Raw genomic sequence first — 17389 nt, forward strand, 5'->3', positions numbered from 1 at the left:
CAAAGTTGTTGACGCCGAGCACTATCGACGAGGAAGCGGAACCGGTTTAGTGATTGAGTTCGGGGCCTTACCACCCGAAATCAACTCGGGCCGAATGTACGCCGGGCCCGGAGCGGGTCCGCTGTTGGCCGCTGCGGTGGCCTGGGATGAACTGGCCGCCGGGCTGAGCTCGGCGGCCAGCGGCTACGGGTCAGTGGTCTCCGAACTGGCCAGCCAGGTGTGGCGCGGCCCGACGTCGATCTCGATGTCGGCGGCGGCTGCTCCCTACGTGGCGTGGCTCAGTGCTACGGCCGTCCAAGCTGAACAAGCGGCGGCGCAGGCGAAAGCGGCTGCGGTCGCCTATGAAACAGCGTTTGCGATGACGGTGCCGCCGCCGGTGATCGCGGCTAACCGCGCTGAATTGCTGGTCCTGATCGCCACCAACATTCTCGGTCAAAACACCCCGGCGATCGCCGCCAACGAGGCCCATTACGCCGAAATGTGGGCTCAGGATGCGACAGCGATGTACGGCTACGCCGGTTCATCGGCGGCCGCAGCGCAGGTGAACCCGTTCACCCAGCCGCCATCGACGACCAAGCCGGCCGGGCTCGCCGGCCAAGCCGCCGCAGTCACCAAAGCCACCAGCACGTCTGCCGGAGGTCAGCCGACAGCGCAGGCGACGTCCTCGGTACCGCAGACGCTGCAGGGCCTGACCGGGACGACGTCGTCATCCTCGTCGCCGGCGCCGATACTGGCGGGCCACGGGAGCAAGTATCAGGACGCGTTTCTCCGCACGATCAGCACCCCCTATTTCTTTGGCGGGTTGGGAGAAAAGCTCAGTGGGCTGACGAAGGGGATGATGCCCGCCGCTCAAGCCGCCAGTGCCGCCGCGACGACGTTGGGATCTCCCGGGATGTCGAGCTTCGGGGGCTTCGCCGGCCTCGGCGGGGGCTCGCCCGTGTCGGCCAGCGTCGGTCAGGCCGGCTCGATCGGAAAGTTGTCGGTGCCACCGGCTTGGGTCGGAGCGGCTCCAGGGACAAACCCGGCCGCTGCGGCAACACCGATCAGCAGCCTCACCGCGAGGCCCGACGCCACCCCCGCCGGTCTACTGCGGGGGTTGCCGATGACCGGCACCGGCCGGCGGACCGAAGGTTTCATTCATCGATACGGATTCCGCTATCCCGTCGTGCCGCGCCCGCCGGCAGCCGGATAGCACGGCGTTGATCGGGCCGCGCAGCGGTTGGTCACGTGGCCGTCGTGCGTCGCGAATTCAACTGTCTGGTGAACCCGTATTGCCCGCAAATGAACAGTGGCTGTCGAGGAATGAACACTTCGCATCGACGCGGACAGCGCGGGTGACAGCCACATAATCTCGAGTAGCGAGCGATGAAGCCCGTTGACGCAGAAGGCTATTTGAGGAGGACGCGACCCATGTCGTTCGTGACGACGCAGCCCGAAATGCTGTCGGCGGCGGCCGGCAACTTGCAGGGCATCGGCTCGGCGTTGGCGGCCCAGAATGCGGCCGCGGCAATGCCCACGACCGGAGTGATTCCCGCCGCCGCCGACGAGGTGTCAGCGCTGACGGCGGCGCAGTTCGCAGCGCACGCCCAGATGTACCAGGCCGTCAGCAACCAGGCTCAGGCGATCCACGAGATGTTCGTCAACACCCTGGGCGTCAGCGCCGGGTCCTACGCGGCCACCGAGGCCGCCAATGCGGTCGCGGCCGGCTGAGGGGAACAGACATGGATTTCGGGGCCTTACCACCGGAGATCAATTCGGCGCGGATGTACGCCGGTGCCGGGTCGACGCCGATGGTGGCGGCCGCCTCGGCATGGAATGCGCTTGCCGCTGAGCTGAACTCGGCCGCCACCGGATACGAGAGCGTCATCACCAGGCTGTCCACCGAAGAGTGGACCGGCCTCGCGTCGACGTCGATGGCAACAGCAGCCGCTCCCTATGTGCAGTGGATGAGCGCAACCGCCGTCCAAGCCGAGCAGGCGGCCACCCAGGCCAGCTCGGCGGCGGCTGCGTATGAAACCGCGTACGCGATGACGGTGCCCCCACCGGTCGTCGCCGCTAATCGCGCTCAACTGGCGTCGCTGGTCTCGACAAACCTGTTGGGTCAGAACACGCCCGCCATCTCGGCCACCGAGGCTCAGTACGGTGAGATGTGGGCCCAGGACGCCGCCGCGATGTACGGCTATGCGGGCCACTCGGCGGCTGCGGCGAAGGTGACACCGTTCGTCGCGCCGCCGCCCACCGCCAACCCGGCCGGCCAAGCGACACAAGCCGCCGCGGTCGCCCATGCCACCGGCACCGCGGCCGGAACTCAGATGTCCCAGATGATCTCTACGACGCCTAAGGCCTTGCAGGGACTCGCATCGCCGTTGCAGTCCGCGGCGTCGTCGGGCTCGTCCACATCCGGGGCCGGTGGAATCCTGGGCGGGCTGCTCGGCGGATCCGGATCGACAGGCATTTTGGACCTGTGGACGAAATACATTGGCCCCATCTATAACACGTTGGGTTTGCCGTATTTCGGCACCGGTATCGCGAACTCGATGCTGTCGGTGGGGAAGGCGCTTGCGCCAGCCGCATCGGCGGCCAAGGCCGCCACTGATGGAGCCAAGGCAGCGGCCGGGCTCCCGGGCTTGGGCGGCCTGCTGGGCGGCATTGGCGGCGGAGCCCCGGTGTCTGCCGGATTGGGCAACGCAGCCTCGGTCGGTGGCCTGTCCGTGCCCTCGTCGTGGGCGGGTGCGGCACCAGCGCTGAACGGCACTGCCGCACCGCTGCCACTCAGCAGCGTCAGTGCAGCACCGGACATGGCCGGTGCCGGGAACCTGTTGGGCGGCATGCCATTAGCGGGTGCCGGGGGCGGTGCAGCCGGGGCCGGCCCGCGGTACGGCTTCCGCCCCACGGTCATGGTGCGGCCCCCGTTCGCCGGATAGGGCGGTCCCGCCGCCGAGGCCCGGAGTTATCCGCGGCGAGATTCTTACTCGCGGATCGGAGTTGAAAGTGGCTGCCGGCGGTGCCAGCGCCGATGCTGCGACGGCAGAATCCTGACCGTTCGTGCAGGTCGTCCTCTTCGACGGACCTTTCCCGAAGGTGTGGTCAGTAATCGCCGCCCCGCACAAGCAGCAGCTACCGGGATCCGTAATTGGGTCCGCGCGGAGGCGCATCCGCGGATGGTCATCTAACGTCGCCGAACAAGCGACGGTCACCGGCCGCTGCTCAATGTCGTTGACGCGATGGGCTATCGAGTAGCGCGTTAGCCGGCGAAGGCCCTGCGATCGCCGCCACCGAAGCGCAATACGGCGAGATGTGGGCTCAGGACACCGCTGCGATGTACGGCTATTCCGGCCACTCGGCGGCCGCCGCAAAGGTGACGCCGTTCACCTCGCCGCAGCAGACCACAAATCCAGCCGGCCAGGCCGTGGGTTGATACCCCAAGACGTGTTGCCGGCGCCTTCGCTCATCCTCGAGGCCGGTGTGGAGCTGGCCCGCGCCGGGCAGCTCGGGGCTGCGCTGCAGGTATCCGGGTCGCGAGTAGTCGAAGGGCTGCTGCTGGGCGGAACGATCGGCGTTGTACTGGGCACCGCAACCGGGCTGTCCCGCTGGCTCGAATCGATCCTCGACCCCCCGATGCAGATGATCCGTGCGCTGCCGCACCTGGGCCTGATACCACTGTTTATCCTGTGGTTCGGTATCGGCGAACTGCCCAAGGTGCTGCTGGTCGCCTTGGGAGTGATTTTCCCGCTGTACCTCAACAGTTATTCGGCGATCCGCCAGGTCGACGCGAGACTACTCGAAACCGCTCAGGTGCTTGGCTTTTCATTCTGGCAACGGTTTGTCCGGATCATTGCGCCGAGTGCCGCACCACAGGTGCTGGTTGGTCTGCGCCAGTCATTGGCGATCGCTTGGCTGTCATTGATTGTCGCCGAGCAGATCAACGCCGACAAAGGCATCGGGTTCTTGATCAACAACGCCCGTGACTTCTTGCGCATCGACATCATCATTTTCGGTCTGATCATTTACGCGCTGCTGGGCATTGTCACCGATGCCATGGTCCGCATCCTGGAACGACGCGCGCTGCGCTACCGACAGTGAAGGGTCAAGTGTGACAGTCATTGTGGAATCTGGCCCACACCCCTCGGTAGATAGCGAAGTCGCCGGAGCGCTGTATCACGTCGACAAGTGGTACGGCCGCAATCATGTGCTGGTCGATGTCTCGATGCAGGTGGGACGCGGCGAGATCGTCGCGCTGGTCGGCCGAAGCGGCTCAGGCAAATCGACGGTGCTGCGCGTGCTGGCCGGGCTCTCGAGCGATCACACCGGCGATCGGGTAACGGCCGGCGCGCCCACGCTGGCCTTCCAGGAGCCGCGGCTGTTCCCGTGGCGCGATGTGCGGAGCAATGTCGGCTACGGACTGACCCGCAGTCGACTGCCCGCAACCCAGATCCGGCAACGCGCCGAGCGGGCACTCGCCGACGTCGGGCTGGCCGACCGCGGCCGCGTGTGGCCGCTGACCCTGTCAGGCGGTCAGGCGCAACGAGTTTCGCTGGCCCGGGCACTGGTGGCCGAACCTGCGCTGCTGCTCCTCGACGAGCCGCTCGGGGCGCTCGACGCATTGACTCGGTTGACGATGCACACACTGCTGCTCGACCTGTGGCATCGACACGGGTTTGGTGTCGTGCTGGTAACCCACGACGTCGACGAAGCCGTCGCGCTGGCCGACCGCGTGCTGGTCCTCGAGCAGGGCCGCATCATCCACACGCTGGCAATCGAGGGCCCGCGTCGCTCAGTCAACCAACCAGGCGCCCACACCGAGCACTACCGCACCGAGCTGCTCGAGCGGCTCGGCGTGCGGATCTCGTGATCATGATGCCAAGCAAGTGGCGCGTGTTGGTTGCGCTCACCGCGGTGCTGAGCGTGCTGGTTACCGGATGTGTATCGCGGCAAGACCATTCAAGGTCCAGCCAGGCGCCGGCCAGCGTGCCGCTGTCCGAGCTGGCTGACCTGACGTTGCAAGTCGGCGATCAGCAGGGCCGCACGGAATCGCTGCTGCGCGCTGCCGGACAGCTCGACAACGTGCCGTACAACGTGGCGTTTCCGATATTTACGTCCGGGCCGCCGCAGGTCGAGGCAGCCACCGCAGGGAAGATCGACTTCGCGATCTGCGGCAATATGCCGCCGATTTTCGGTGCTGCGAGCATGGCGAAAATCAAAGTAGTCTCCGCCTACGGCGGCGGCGGAGCCGGCAACCGCATTCTGGTACACGCCGATTCACCGATCACATCGGTAGCCGGCCTGCGCGGTAAGACCATCCTCGTCGCCAAGGGCAGCTCAGCCCACGGCAACGTGCTCGCCCAACTCGACAAGGCCGGATTGCAGCCATCCGATGTGAAACTCGTGTTCTTGCAACCCGCCGACGCACTGACGGCATTTACGCAGCAGCAGGGCGATGCGTGGGCGATTTGGGATCCCTACACCGCCCAGGCCGAGCAGCAGATTTCGGTGCGCAGCATCGCCGAAGCCCAGGGCGTTACCAACGGCGACTGGTTTGGCATCGCCTCCGATTCGGCGTTGGCCGATCCGAAGCGCAACACCGCGCTGACGGACCTGTTGATCCGCTTCGAGAAAGCCGCCCAATGGGCGAGGGCCCACCCGCAGCAATGGGCCGCCAGCTATGCCACCGACGTCGGGCTGGACTTGCATGTTGCGGCGATAGCGCAAGGCCGCAGCCTGCAGCTGCCGACCGAACTCGGCGATGACGTGATCGCCTCCCAACAGCGATTGGCTGACCTTTTCGCGGCGTCGGGTCAGCTCCAGTCGTCGCCGAAATTCGCCGACTGGGTAGATCGCCGATTCAACGAGGCGCTGTGGCCAAACCTGGCCATCACAAACTGAGGAGTTAAAGACAGATGCCGGCAAAGTTCTTTTGGTTCCTGCCCACCAACGGCGACGGCCGCTTCATTGTGGGGGCATCGCACGCCTCGTCGCACCACACGGTTCCGGAGGGCTATCGCGAGCCCAGCCGTCGGTATCTGGCCGAGGTGGCGCGGGCGGCCGATCGGCTCGGTTATGAAGGGGTGCTGACCCCGACCGGGACCTGGTGCGAGGACGCCTGGTTGGCGGCTTCGGCGCTGCTATCCGAAACCGAGCGGCTGAAGTTTCTTGTCGCGTTCCGTCCGGGGTTGGTGCCGCCCACCTTGGCCGCGCAGCAGACCGCGACGCTGCAACGGCTGTCCGAGGGACGTGTGCTGCTCAACATCGTCAGCGGCGGCGACGACCGCGAGCAGCGCCGCTTCGGTGACTGGCTCGGCCACGATGAGCGCTATGCCCGGACCGCCGAATTCCTTCATATTGTGAACGCGGTGTGGCGGCAGGAGTCCGTTGACTTCACTGGCAGCTATTACAAGGTTCAAGACGCGCGGGTGTCGGCGCCGCCGGATCCACTGCCGCAGATCTACTTCGGTGGCTCTTCGGCGGCTGCGCTGCCGGTCGCCGCGGAGTTCGTCGACGTGTACCTGACCTGGGGTGAACCACCCCAGTCCGCCGCCGAGAAGATCGCGAAGGTGCGGGCATTGGGCGAAGCCCGCGGCCGCCGCGTCCGATTCGGGATCCGGCTGCACACCATCAGCCGCGACACCTCGGCGGCGGCGTGGGCGGTGGCCGAGGAACTTGTCAAAGAACTCACACCCGAGCAGATCACCAACGCGACAGCGCTGCATTCCCGCTCGGAATCGGAAGGCCAGCGCCGGATGACCGCGCTGCACGGCGGCCGGGTCGACCAGTTGGAGATCTACCCGAATCTGTGGGCCGGGGTCGGACTGGTACGCGGTGGCGCTGGGACTGCGCTGGTCGGCAACCACGAAGAGGTCGCCAACCTGATTTGGGAGTACCACTCGCTGGGTTTTGACGAGTTCATCCTGTCGGGCTACCCGCACTTGGAAGAGGCGTACTGGTTCGCCGAGGGTGTGCTGCCCATCCTGCGCCAGAAGGGCGCTGCTTGATCTCGTCGACTGACACGCCGACTGATTCTCGAGCGCACGATACCCATGGCGTCCTCTCGGCCGGCATCACGGACGGCCACCCGGGGAATCAGGTGCGCGGCGTGGGCAGGCCTCCTCCAACGCGGGCTCGTTGCGCTCAGCAGTCGGCCAGCCCTGCGGTACTCGCCTGCCGAGACGCATTGGTTGCTGAGCTCATGTACAACGACTTTCGCGATGGCGCCTTTTTCGCGGCAAGATTTTTATGGCGCGCGGAGGCGCCGTGCCTTCCTGTTGCCACGCGATGCCGACGCGGCGCGACTGCCGCCGGAGTTGCTGGCTAACTCGGACTAAAGCGTTCGCGCAGGTCGGGCCATCGTTTGGTCGGCGAACCAGCTATTCCCGAGCGCAGGCTGTTACTGCACCGTTACTGAAGATGAACATTTGGTGCTGTCAGGTAAACACTTGCCAACACCGGCCGTCGCGGGCGGCGTCGGGGGTTAAAGCCATCTACGCTCAGGCACGGAAGCGATTGCTGACGCTTGCTAGAAGGAGATAGGAAATGTCGTTCGTGACGACACAGCCGGAGGCGCTCACAGCGGCGGCCGGCAACCTGACGGGCATCGGCTCGGCTATGAGCGCGCAAAATGCGGCCGCAGCGGCCCCAACAACGGGTGTGATTCCCGCAGCAGCCGATGAGGTCTCGGCCCTGACGGCTGCGCAGTTCGCCGCACACGCCCAGATGTACCAGGCGGTGAGCGCTCAGGCGCAGGCGATCCACGAGATGTTCGTCAACACGCTGGGCACTAGCGCCGGGTCGTACGCGGCCACCGAGGCAGCCAACGCGGTCGCGGCGGGTTAGGCGACCCGAGGTTTCGAAATGTTCTTCGATTTCGGGGTACTGCCTCCGGAGGTCAACTCCGGTCGGATGTACGCCGGTCCGGGTCCTGCACCGCTGCTGACCGCCGCATCGGCCTGGGACGGGGTGGCCGCCGAGCTGCATTCCACAGCCGGGTCCTACGGCTCGGTGATCTCCGGGCTGACGGCCGGGCCCTGGACCGGTCCGGCCGCGACGTCGATGTCAGCGGCGGCCGCACCGTACGTCACGTGGCTGACGGCCACCGCCACCCAGGCTGAGCAGACCGCCAACCAGGCCAGGGCAGCAGCGGTCGCGTATGAGGCCGCCTTCGCGGCTACCGTGCCACCGCCGGTGATTGCGGCCAACCGTGCTCAGTTGATGTCACTGATCGCGACGAACATCCTCGGGCAGAACACTCCGGCGATCGCGGCGACCGAAGCGCATTACGCCGAAATGTGGGCCCAGGACGCCACCGCCATGCATGTCTACGCCGGTGCGTCGGCGGCGACCTGGAAGTTCACCCCGTTCGCCCCGCCGGCGCAGAACACCAACCCGACTGCGGCCGCTGCTCAAGCCGCCGCAGTCGGCAATGCCTCCGCGGTCTCAGCCGGTACCCATGCGCAGACGACTGCGTCGATGGCCACAGCGCCTACCGGCGCCCTGCAACAGCTTGCGTCGTCGTCATCCGGGTCGCCGCTGTCCCTCAAAGAGGCCCTGGGCTACGCCACGATGGTCCCGCAGAACAGTAGTTACCTGCTCTCGCTGGGCAATTCGATGAATGGGCTCTCGAAGGCTTTCAGCGGGTCGACCACTGCCGCCAGCGGTGCGGCTGCGGCCATGGCGCCGGCGCTCAGTTCGGGCACCGGCGGTCTGAGCGGCCTGTCCGGCCTTGGTAACGCCGGATCGGCGGTGTCGGCGGGGTTGGGCCGCGCCGGCACGATCGGGCCACTGTCGGTACCCCAGACCTGGGCCGCCGCAGCCCCGAACATCGGCGCGGGCACCTCCGCGTTGCCGGGCGCGGGCCTCGGCGCCTCCTCGGTCGGATCAGGTAACCCGAGCATGCTCGGTGGGATGCCGATGCTTGCCAACGCGGCGCGCGCCGGCACGCCCACGGGCGCTACTCCGCGGTTCGATATGCGTCCTGTCGTAGTGCCACACTCGCCGGCGGCCGGCTAGCGGGAAAGGGGGGCTGATCCGTGTGTTTCAGGCCGGCGGTTGCGCCACCGCGCAGCCGGCCCCGGCTACCACAACGTCCATCGCAGATCACTACTTACTAAGGAGAACTTCAGGTGACCACGCGCTTTATGACTGACCCGCACGCGATGCGGGACATGGCGGGCCGTTTTGATGTGCACGCCCAGACCGTCGAAGACGAAGCCCGCAAAATGTGGGCGTCCTCGCAGAACATCGCCGGAGCCGGCTGGGGCGGAACCGCCCAGCTGACCTCTCACGACACCATGGGCCAGATGAACACCGCGTTTCGCAACATCGTCAACATGCTGCACGGCGTGCGCGACGGGCTGATCCGCGACGCCAACAACTACGAACAGCAAGAGCAGGCATCGCAGCAGATTCTGAGCAGTTGACCCGCTGCGGCGACAGCCGTGGCTGCGTAAGCTTTCACACGTTAGGAGAACACTTGTCATGACGATCAACTACCAGTTCGGCGACGTGGATGCCCACGGCGCGCTGATCCGCGCTCAGGCCGCCTCCCTGGAAGCCGAGCACCAGGCCATCATCCGCGATGTGCTTGCTGCCGGCGACTTTTGGGGCGGCGCGGGCTCGGTGGCCTGCCAGGAGTTCATCACCCAGTTGGGCCGCAACTTCCAGGTGATCTACGAACAGGCCAACGCCCACGGTCAAAAGGTGCAAACCGCCGGCAACAACATGGCCAGCACCGACAGCGCCGTCGGCTCCAGCTGGGCCTAAGTACTCAACCCCAGGCGCGGCAGCACACCCGAGTCGGTGTGTGCTGCCGCGTCCTGCGGTCTTTAACCACAGCGACCCGAAAGTAACGATGGACCAACAGGGCACCCGCACCGACATCACCGTCAACGTCGAGGGTTTCTGGATGCTCCAGGCGCTGCTGGATATCCGGCACGTCGCGCCCGAGCTGCGCTGCCGGCCCTACGTCTCCACCGATTCCAACGATTGGCTCAACGAGCACCCCGGGATGGCGGTGATGCGCCAAGAGGGCATCGTCACCGGCGAGACGGTTGATGAGCAGGTCGCCGCCCGGTTGCGGGTGCTGGCCGCACCCGACTTGGAAATCGTCGTGCTGCTGTCCCGGGGCAAACTGCTCTACGGCGTCAACGAGCCGACCGAGGAAGGCGAAGAGCAGCCGGTCGGATCCCGGGACATCCCGGACAACGAATTCCGGGTGGTGCTGGCCCGGCGCGGCCAACATTGGGTCTCGGCGGTACGCGTCGCCAATGACATCACCGTCGACGATGTGGCGATCGCCGATACCGCCTCGATCGCCGCACTGGTCTTTGACGGACTGGAGTCGATTCACCATGCCGACCCTGCGGCGATCAACGCCGTCAACGTACCGCTCGAGGAAATGCTGGAAGCGACGAAGGCATGGCAGGGCGCAGGGTTCAACGTCTTCTCCGGCGGCGACCTGCGTCGACTGGGCATCAGCGCGGCCACTGTGGCCGCCCTTGGACAGGCGCTGTCGGACCCCGCGGCCGAGGCCGCGGTCTACGCGCGGCAATACCGCGACGACGCCCGAGCGCCAAGCGCGTCGGTGCTGTCGCTGAAGGACGGATCGGGCGGGCGCATCGCGATGTACCAGCAAGCCCGCACAGCCGGGTCGGGCGAGGCGTGGCTGGCGATCTGTCCGGCCACCCCACAGTTGGTGCAAGTCGGAGTCAAGACCGTTTTAGAAACGCTGCCGTATGGCGAGTGGAAAACGCATCGCAGAGTTTAACAATCCCGCGGAAAACCGACCTACACCAAGGGTTTTCGGGTAAGCAATCACTCGAGATGCAGATTTGGGGAAATGCTCTAGAATTGGCTCAACAATTGGGACGAGCGTCGCAATTTAATAGCGAGGCAAGGCACATGAACTCAGAATTCGTCGACAAAGGGGCAGCACTATGACCGCGGTGGTGGCCGAAGCGCAGCAATCGGGCGCTGAGGCGGTTTCCTCACCTCAAGCGGCGGTGATCGCCATCATGGCCGCCGATGTGCAGATCGGCGTGCTGCTGGACGCCAATGCTCCGGTGTCGGTCATGGTCGACCCATTGCTGAAGGTCGTCAACAACCGGCTGCGCGAACTCGATGTGGCACCGCTAGAGGCCACCGGACGCGGCCGCTGGATGTTGTGCCTGATCGACGGCACCCCTTTGCGGTCCGCGCAGTCCCTGACCGAGCAGGACGTCTTCGACGGCGACCGGCTATGGCTGCGGTTCATCGAGGACACCGAGCACCGATCACAGGTGATCGAGCACATCTCGACGGCGGTGTCGGTGAACCTGTCCAAACGGTTCGCAGCCATCGATCCGGTTGTCGCGGTGCAAGTCGGCGCCGCGATGTTGTCGGTGGGAGTGCTGCTCGCCGCGGCCGCGCTGGGGTGGTGGCGGTGGCGGGATGATTCCTGGCTGACAGCCAGCTACGCCGCGGTGGTTGCGGTGCTGGTGCTGACGGTGGCGACGCTGGTGTTGATGCGTTCGACGTCGGTGTCCGAACGCCGGGTGGGCGACATGATCCTGGTCAGCGGGCTGGCGCCGCTGGCGGTGGCGGCCGCGGCGGCGCCACCTGGACCGGTAGGGGCACCGCATGCGGTGCTGGGTTTCGCGGTCGTCGGCGTCGGGTCGGTGCTTGCGCTGCGGTTCACCGGTCGGCGGCTGGGCCTCTACACCGCGATCATCACCATCTGTGTTGCCGCCACGGTGGCCAGCCTGGCACGCATGCTGCTGTTGACCGGTGCGGTAACGCTGATGTCGTGTCTGCTGCTTGCCTGTGTGATCGGGTATCACGCTGCGCCATCGCTGTCACGCTGGCTGTCCGGTATCCGGCTGCCGGTTTTTCCTTCTGCCACCAGTCGCTGGGTGTTCGAGGCTCGGCCCGATCTGCCGACCACGGTGGTCCTCTCCGGCAGTGGACGTCCGACCCTGGAAGGCCCGTCCTCGGTGCGCGACGTGGTGTTGCGCGCTCAGCGCGCCCGGGCGTTTTTGACCGGTCTGCTGGTGGGGCTGGGCGTGCTGGTGGTGGTGTGCCTGGCCGGACTGTGCGACCCGCACACCGGTCAGCGCTGGCTGCCGGTACTGCTGGCCGCCTCCACTGCCGGTTTCCTGCTGTTGCGTGGACGCTCCTATGTGGATCGCTGGCAGGCGATCACGCTGGCCTTGACCGCCGTCATCATCGTGGCGGCCGTGGTGGGGCGGTATGTGCTGGTGTTGTCTTCACCACTGTCGGTGTCGGTAGGCGCGGGAATCTTGGTGCTGTTGCCGGCCGCCGGGTTGACCGCCGCGGCGGTTGTGCCCAACACGATCTACAGCCCGCTGTTCCGCAAATTCGTGGAGTGGATCGAGTACCTGTGCCTGATGCCGATATTCCCGCTGGCATTGTGGTTGATGAATGTCTATGCAGCGATCCGGTATCGGTAGCCGTACGGCAGCGCTGGCTGCCACCACGCTCATCGTGGCCTCGGCGGCTTTGGCAGGTTCACCAGCGGCGTACGCGATCGCTCCGCCGGCGATCGACCCCGCGGCAGTGCCGCCCGACAGTCCCCCCGGACCCGAACAGCCGATGCGGCAAACGTCGTACTGCACCGAGGTTGGCGTGTTGCCCGACACCGACTTTCGGATCCAGCCGAAGTACATGGACATGCTGAACCTGCCCGAAGCCTGGCGGTTCGGCCGTGGCGGCGGGGTGAAGGTCGCCGTCATCGACACCGGGGTGACGCCGCACCCGAGACTGCCGCGCCTGGCGGGCGGCGGCGACTACGTGATGGCCGGCGGCGACGGGCTGTCGGACTGCGACGCGCACGGCACACTCGTGGCGTCGATGATCGCCGCCACCCCGGCCAGCGGCGTAGCCCCGGCGCCTCCGCCAGAGCGCAAGCCGCTTCCGGTGCCCACCAACGAACCGCCGCCCCCTGCGCCGCCGCCACAAACCATCACATTGTCGGTACCGCCTCCACCGCCTCAGACGGTGACTATGGTTCCGCCGCCGCCCGAGGAGCCCGCGCAGCCGGCATTCCCGTGGATGCCGGCACCCCCGAAAGCCCCGGCGGTCAACCGGCAGCACGGAAAGTTCGTCGCGCCGGGCTATACCGGCGGCGGGCGTTTCCGCGCCGTCGACCAGCCGCGCCCGGCTGCCCCCAACCAACCGCCGCCGGGACAACCGACTGACGCGTTCAGCGGCATCGCTCCCGACGTCGACTTGATCTCGATCCGGCAGTCCAGCCAGGCGTTCGGTCTCAAGGATGCGTTTACCGGCGATGAGGATCCGCAGACCCGGCAGAAGATGGACAACATCCGGACCATGGCCCGAGCGATCGTGCATGCGGCCAACATGGGTGCCTCGGTAATCAACATCTCTCAGGTGCTGTGCATGAGCGCGCGCAGCGTCCTCGATCAGGCCGACCTGGGCGCCGCTGTGCGTTATGCGGCGGTTGACAAGGACGCGGTGATCGTCGCTGCCGCCGGCGACACCAGTCAGAAGGACTGCAAACAGAATCCGCTCTATGATCCCTTGCGGCCCAACGATCCCCGTGATTGGAACGGCGTGACAACTGTAGTGACGCCGGCATGGTTCGACGAGTATGTCCTGACCGTGGGCGCCGTTGATGCCGCTGGCGCGCCGCTGGACAAAACGAGCGTGGCCGGGCCGTGGGTGTCCATCGCAGCACCCGGCACCGACATCGTCGGACTCTCGCCGCGAGAGGACAGCTTGGTCAACGCGATCGACGGTCCGGATAACACGCTGTTGGTGCCGACCGGCACCAGTTTTTCGACCGCGATCGTCTCCGGAGTAGCGGCGCTGGTTCGGGCCAAGTATCCCGAGCTGTCGTCGCATCAGATCATCAACCGATTGATCCGCACGGCCAGGGCGCCGGCGCGGGGCGTGGACAACCAGATCGGACATGGTGTGGTGGACCCGGTCGCGGCACTGACCTGGGACGTTCCAGATGGTCCGGTGAAGCCCAAGGAGTTGTCGTCGCCGCTGAAACTGCCGCCACCGCCCCCCGAGCGCAACATGACGCCGGTTTGGGTGGCCGCTGGCGGACTGGCTGCGGCGGTGCTGCTGGTGGGAGCGATATTCGGGAGTGCGAAATTGATGCGACGGTCGGCGAGGGAGCGATGAAGGCGGAGCGACGGTTCGGGCTGGCCCTGTCGTGGGCGCGGATCACCGCGGTGTTTCTCATCGACGTCGCGGTGCTGGCGATCGCCAGTCATTGCCCGGACGCCTGGCAGAAAAACCATGTCGCGTGGTGGGTGGGCGTCGGTGTCGCGGTGCTGGTCACAATCGTCGCGATCGTGACGTATCGGGGCATCCCGCTCGCCGCGGCACCTGTTGCGCGGGTGCGTAATTGGTATGCCGATCCGGAAGCCCTGGTGGCCGGATGCACGCCGGCGATCGATCACCAGCGCCGGTTTGGCCGGGACGTGGTCGGAATTCGTGAATACGACGGTCGGCTGGTGACGGTGATCGCGGTGGAAGGGCCCGCCGACGCACCATCGGGCCGACATCGCCAGCGGGCCGGCTCACCCGGCGCGCTACCGCTGGAGGCGGTCGCTTCGGCCTTGCGGCAGTTCGACGTTCGGTTGGACGGCGTCGACATCGTCTCGGTGGGCGAACGGCAGGGGCCCAAGGGCCCCGGCGAATGGGCGTCGGCCAGTCAAGACGATCTCGAGGCCGGGGAGAACCAACGCCCGCTCGAGGACCGCAGGACCTGGATCGTGCTGCGGATGGACCCGCAACACAACGTGGCGGCGGTGGCCGCGCGCGATTCGCTGGCCTCGACGCTGGCGGCGGCCACCGAGCGGCTCACTCAAGACCTCGACGGGCGGCGCTGCATGGCCCGCATCCTTACCGCCGCCGAGATCGCCGATGTCGACGACGCGCTGTTGGCGGGCCTGGACCCCGACCAGATTCGGCCGTACTGGCGCTTCCTCAAGTGCGCTGACGTGTACGTGACGAGCTTTTGGGTGTCGCCGGCCGACATCACCGAGACCATGCTGGACGAGCTGTGGCTCGCCGACACCGACGTCACCGTGGTGACGGTCCGGCTCACCCCGCGACGCGGCGGCATCGACGTGTCGGCATTCGTGCGCTATCACAGCGACAAACGCCTACCAAAAAGTATGTGGAGCGGGCTGAATCGACTCACCGGACGTCAATTGCACGCGGTGCGCGCCAGCTTGCCGGCCCCCATGGCAGGTCCGGCGCTGATGATGTCAAGCCGGGTGCTGAGCGACGACGAATCAGTCACGGTCGCGATTGACGCGGTCGCTCCGCCGTACCCGGTGAGCGGCGCCGGGACGTCGCAATGACCAGGCCGCAGGCCGCCGCGACGGATGCCCGTAACGCGATGGTTGCTGGCCTGCTGGCGTCTGGCGTCTCCGTAAACGGCCTACAGCCCAGCAACAATCCGCAGGTGGCGCTGCAGATGTTCACCACCGCGAGCCGCCTCGACCCCGACATGTGCGATGCCTGGTTGGCTCGGGTGCTGGCCGGTGAGCAGGATCTCGAGGTACTCACCAATTCCTGGGAAACCGCGAAGACGTTCGGCTGGGAGATCCGCCGCCTGGGTCTGTCGGACTTGGAGTTTCGCCCCGAGGTGTCCGACGGGCTGTTTCTGCGACTGGCCGTCACCAGCGTGGAATCACTGGCGGCTGCCTACGCCGCCGCCCTGGTCGACGCGAAACGCTATGAGGACGCCGCACGGCTGCTCGATCAGACGGAACCACGGCATGCCTTCGACGCCGAGCTGATCGCCTATGTCCGTGGCGTGCTGTATTTCCGCACCGGCCGTTGGCCCGATGTGCTGACTCAGTTTCCGCCGTCCACGCAGTGGCGTCATCCCGAGTTGAAGGCCGCCGGGGCGGCGATGGCTACGACGGCGTTGGCGTCGCTGGGAGTCTTCGAGGAAGCCACCCACCGTGCCCAAGAAGCGATCGAGGGCGACCGGGTGCCCAACGCGGCCAACGTCGCCATGTACACCAAGGGAATGTGCCTGCGGCACTTGGGCCGCGAGGACGAGGCCGTCGAGATGCTGCGGCGCGTCTATTCGCGTGACGCCAAGTTCGCCCCGGCCCGTGAAGCATTGGACAACCCCAACTATCGGCTGGTGCTGACCGACCCGGAAACCATCGAGGCGCGGACAGACCCGTGGGATCCCGACAGCGCGCCGACCCGCGAGCAGGCCGAAGCGGCCCGACACGCCGAGATGGCCAAGAAGTACTTGGCTGAAGGCGATGCGGAGCTCAATGCGATGTTGGGCATGGAACAGGCCAAACGCGAAATCAAACTGATCAAGTCGACGACCAAAGTGAATCTGGCGCGCGCGAAAATGGGTCTGCCCGTGCCTATCTCGTCGCGGCACACGTTGCTTTTAGGTCCGCCCGGCACCGGCAAGACCACGGTGGCGCGAGCGTTCACCAAGCAGCTGTGCGGGCTGACCGTGCTGCGTAAGCCGTTGGTGGTGGAGACGAGCCGCTCCAAGCTGCTGGGTCGCTACATGGCCGACGCTGAGAAGAACACCGAGGAGATGCTCGAAGAGGCGTTGGGCGGGGCCGTCTTCTTCGATGAGATGCATAACCTGCATGAGCGTGGCTACTCGCAGGGTGACGCTTACGGCAACGCGATCATCAACACATTGCTGCTTTACATGGAGAATCACCGCGACGAGCTGGTGGTGTTCGGGGCTGGCTACGCCAAAGCGATGGAGCGCATGCTGGAGGTGAACCAGGGTCTGCGGCGGCGGTTTTCGACGGTGATCGAGTTCTACAGTTACACACCGCCGGAGTTGATCGCGCTCACCCAGCTGATGGGCCGGGAAAACGAGGACGTGATCACCGACGACGCGGTCGAGGTGTTGTTGCCGTCGTACACAAAGTTCTACGACGACGAAAACCTCTCCGAGGAAGGCGATCTGATCCGGGGTATTGACGTACTCGGCAATGCGGGCTTCGTACGGAATGTGGTGGAAAAGGCTCGTGATCACCGCAGTTTCCGCCTCGACGACGAAGACCTGGACGCGGTGCTGTCAAGTGAGCTCGACGAGTTCAGCGAGGACCAGCTGCGCCGGTTCAAGGAGTTGACCCGCGACGATCTCGCCGAGGGGCTCGGCGCGGCCGTGGCCGAGAAGAAGAGCACATAGTCGCTGACGCTCGGCTGTCGCACAGCAAGTCGACAGCTAACTGTGACGCAACTGGCAGACGGTCTCCGCTGCACGTCGCTAAAGTATGTTCTCAGGAAGATATCCGCAGGACAACGCGATTTTCTCCTCGCGGTCTGTACTACCTGCAGTACCGCGCCGTGGCTGGCTGCAGCAATCCAGACTAATGAGTTCTCCCGGCGCCGCACAGCGGTTGCCAAACCGATTGACCCG

At 66.1% G+C, this 17389-nt stretch carries 16 protein-coding genes and 1 pseudogene; all 17 read left to right on the forward strand.

What is annotated here, in order from left to right:
* The first annotated feature begins 52 nt into the window (after positions 1-52).
* The 17 genes and pseudogenes from AC5Y5W_RS15825 (at position 53) to eccA (ending at position 17158) form a co-directional block, all read left to right on the forward strand.
* On the forward strand, positions 53-1192 hold the full coding sequence (locus tag AC5Y5W_RS15825; protein WP_500011224.1) for a PPE family protein: 1140 nt from the start codon (positions 53-55) through the stop codon (positions 1190-1192).
* A gap of 218 nt (positions 1193-1410) precedes the next feature.
* Entirely contained in the window at positions 1411-1710 is a 300-nt protein-coding gene (locus AC5Y5W_RS15830) for a PE family protein (protein WP_499883854.1), read from the forward strand.
* An 11-nt stretch (positions 1711-1721) separates the two neighbouring features.
* Positions 1722-2924, forward strand: coding sequence for a PPE family protein (locus AC5Y5W_RS15835; RefSeq protein ID WP_500011104.1), 1203 nt, complete (start codon positions 1722-1724; stop codon positions 2922-2924).
* A gap of 338 nt (positions 2925-3262) precedes the next feature.
* Positions 3263-3403, forward strand: a pseudogene (locus tag AC5Y5W_RS15840) (PPE domain-containing protein); the annotation flags it as partial.
* Positions 3404-3414: 11 nt separating this feature from the next.
* Positions 3415-4083: an ABC transporter permease gene (locus AC5Y5W_RS15845; RefSeq protein ID WP_500011106.1), complete on the forward strand. Its 669-nt coding sequence runs from the start codon at positions 3415-3417 to the stop codon at positions 4081-4083.
* A 10-nt stretch (positions 4084-4093) separates the two neighbouring features.
* Entirely contained in the window at positions 4094-4852 is a 759-nt protein-coding gene (locus AC5Y5W_RS15850) for an ABC transporter ATP-binding protein (RefSeq protein WP_500011108.1), read from the forward strand.
* Between the two features lie 5 nt (positions 4853-4857).
* Positions 4858-5883 carry an ABC transporter substrate-binding protein gene (locus AC5Y5W_RS15855; RefSeq protein ID WP_500011226.1) on the forward strand — a complete coding sequence of 342 codons (1026 nt, stop codon included), beginning with the start codon at positions 4858-4860 and terminating at the stop codon, positions 5881-5883.
* 14 nt (positions 5884-5897) lie between these two features.
* A complete protein-coding gene (locus AC5Y5W_RS15860) occupies positions 5898-6989 on the forward strand; it encodes an LLM class flavin-dependent oxidoreductase (RefSeq protein ID WP_500011110.1) in 1092 nt (363 codons plus the stop codon).
* Between the two features lie 538 nt (positions 6990-7527).
* Positions 7528-7827: a PE family protein gene (locus AC5Y5W_RS15865; protein WP_499883864.1), complete on the forward strand. Its 300-nt coding sequence runs from the start codon at positions 7528-7530 to the stop codon at positions 7825-7827.
* Between the two features lie 18 nt (positions 7828-7845).
* Positions 7846-9000: a PPE family protein gene (locus AC5Y5W_RS15870; RefSeq protein WP_500011112.1), complete on the forward strand. Its 1155-nt coding sequence runs from the start codon at positions 7846-7848 to the stop codon at positions 8998-9000.
* Positions 9001-9113: 113 nt separating this feature from the next.
* Positions 9114-9410, forward strand: coding sequence for a WXG100 family type VII secretion target (locus AC5Y5W_RS15875; protein WP_500011114.1), 297 nt, complete (start codon positions 9114-9116; stop codon positions 9408-9410).
* A 58-nt stretch (positions 9411-9468) separates the two neighbouring features.
* Entirely contained in the window at positions 9469-9753 is a 285-nt protein-coding gene (locus tag AC5Y5W_RS15880) for a WXG100 family type VII secretion target (RefSeq protein WP_065013049.1), read from the forward strand.
* 88 nt (positions 9754-9841) lie between these two features.
* Positions 9842-10756 carry an ESX secretion-associated protein EspG gene (locus AC5Y5W_RS15885; RefSeq protein ID WP_499884595.1) on the forward strand — a complete coding sequence of 305 codons (915 nt, stop codon included), beginning with the start codon at positions 9842-9844 and terminating at the stop codon, positions 10754-10756.
* A 169-nt stretch (positions 10757-10925) separates the two neighbouring features.
* Positions 10926-12437: a type VII secretion integral membrane protein EccD gene (gene eccD / locus AC5Y5W_RS15890; RefSeq protein ID WP_500011116.1), complete on the forward strand. Its 1512-nt coding sequence runs from the start codon at positions 10926-10928 to the stop codon at positions 12435-12437.
* On the forward strand, positions 12415-14139 hold the full coding sequence (gene mycP / locus AC5Y5W_RS15895) for a type VII secretion-associated serine protease mycosin (RefSeq protein WP_500011228.1): 1725 nt from the start codon (positions 12415-12417) through the stop codon (positions 14137-14139). The genes eccD and mycP overlap by 23 nt, the downstream gene beginning before the upstream one ends.
* Complete coding sequence (gene eccE, locus AC5Y5W_RS15900) at positions 14136-15329, forward strand: type VII secretion protein EccE (protein ID WP_500011117.1); 1194 nt, start codon at positions 14136-14138, stop codon at positions 15327-15329. Before mycP ends, eccE begins: the two co-directional genes overlap by 4 nt.
* Positions 15326-17158: a type VII secretion AAA-ATPase EccA gene (eccA, locus tag AC5Y5W_RS15905; RefSeq protein ID WP_500011118.1), complete on the forward strand. Its 1833-nt coding sequence runs from the start codon at positions 15326-15328 to the stop codon at positions 17156-17158. Before eccE ends, eccA begins: the two co-directional genes overlap by 4 nt.
* Positions 17159-17389 lie beyond the last annotated feature (231 nt).

The sequence above is a fragment of the Mycobacterium sp. NGS51 genome (genome assembly GCF_059812525.1).

Excerpts from the sequence above, each read along its gene's own strand:
- AC5Y5W_RS15870 (WP_500011112.1), top strand. The coding sequence starts at position 7,846 with ATGTTCTTCGATTTCGGGGTACTGCCTCCGGAGGTCAACTCCGGTCGG.
- AC5Y5W_RS15860 (WP_500011110.1), top strand. The coding sequence starts at position 5,898 with ATGCCGGCAAAGTTCTTTTGGTTCCTGCCCACCAACGGCGACGGCCGC.
- eccE (WP_500011117.1), top strand. The coding sequence starts at position 14,136 with ATGAAGGCGGAGCGACGGTTCGGGCTGGCCCTGTCGTGGGCGCGGATC.
- eccD (WP_500011116.1), top strand. The coding sequence starts at position 10,926 with ATGACCGCGGTGGTGGCCGAAGCGCAGCAATCGGGCGCTGAGGCGGTT.
- AC5Y5W_RS15835 (WP_500011104.1), top strand. The coding sequence starts at position 1,722 with ATGGATTTCGGGGCCTTACCACCGGAGATCAATTCGGCGCGGATGTAC.
- AC5Y5W_RS15880 (WP_065013049.1), top strand. The coding sequence starts at position 9,469 with ATGACGATCAACTACCAGTTCGGCGACGTGGATGCCCACGGCGCGCTG.
- eccA (WP_500011118.1), top strand. The coding sequence starts at position 15,326 with ATGACCAGGCCGCAGGCCGCCGCGACGGATGCCCGTAACGCGATGGTT.
- AC5Y5W_RS15865 (WP_499883864.1), top strand. The coding sequence starts at position 7,528 with ATGTCGTTCGTGACGACACAGCCGGAGGCGCTCACAGCGGCGGCCGGC.
- AC5Y5W_RS15830 (WP_499883854.1), top strand. The coding sequence starts at position 1,411 with ATGTCGTTCGTGACGACGCAGCCCGAAATGCTGTCGGCGGCGGCCGGC.
- AC5Y5W_RS15885 (WP_499884595.1), top strand. The coding sequence starts at position 9,842 with ATGGACCAACAGGGCACCCGCACCGACATCACCGTCAACGTCGAGGGT.
- mycP (WP_500011228.1), top strand. The coding sequence starts at position 12,415 with ATGCAGCGATCCGGTATCGGTAGCCGTACGGCAGCGCTGGCTGCCACC.
- AC5Y5W_RS15855 (WP_500011226.1), top strand. The coding sequence starts at position 4,858 with ATGCCAAGCAAGTGGCGCGTGTTGGTTGCGCTCACCGCGGTGCTGAGC.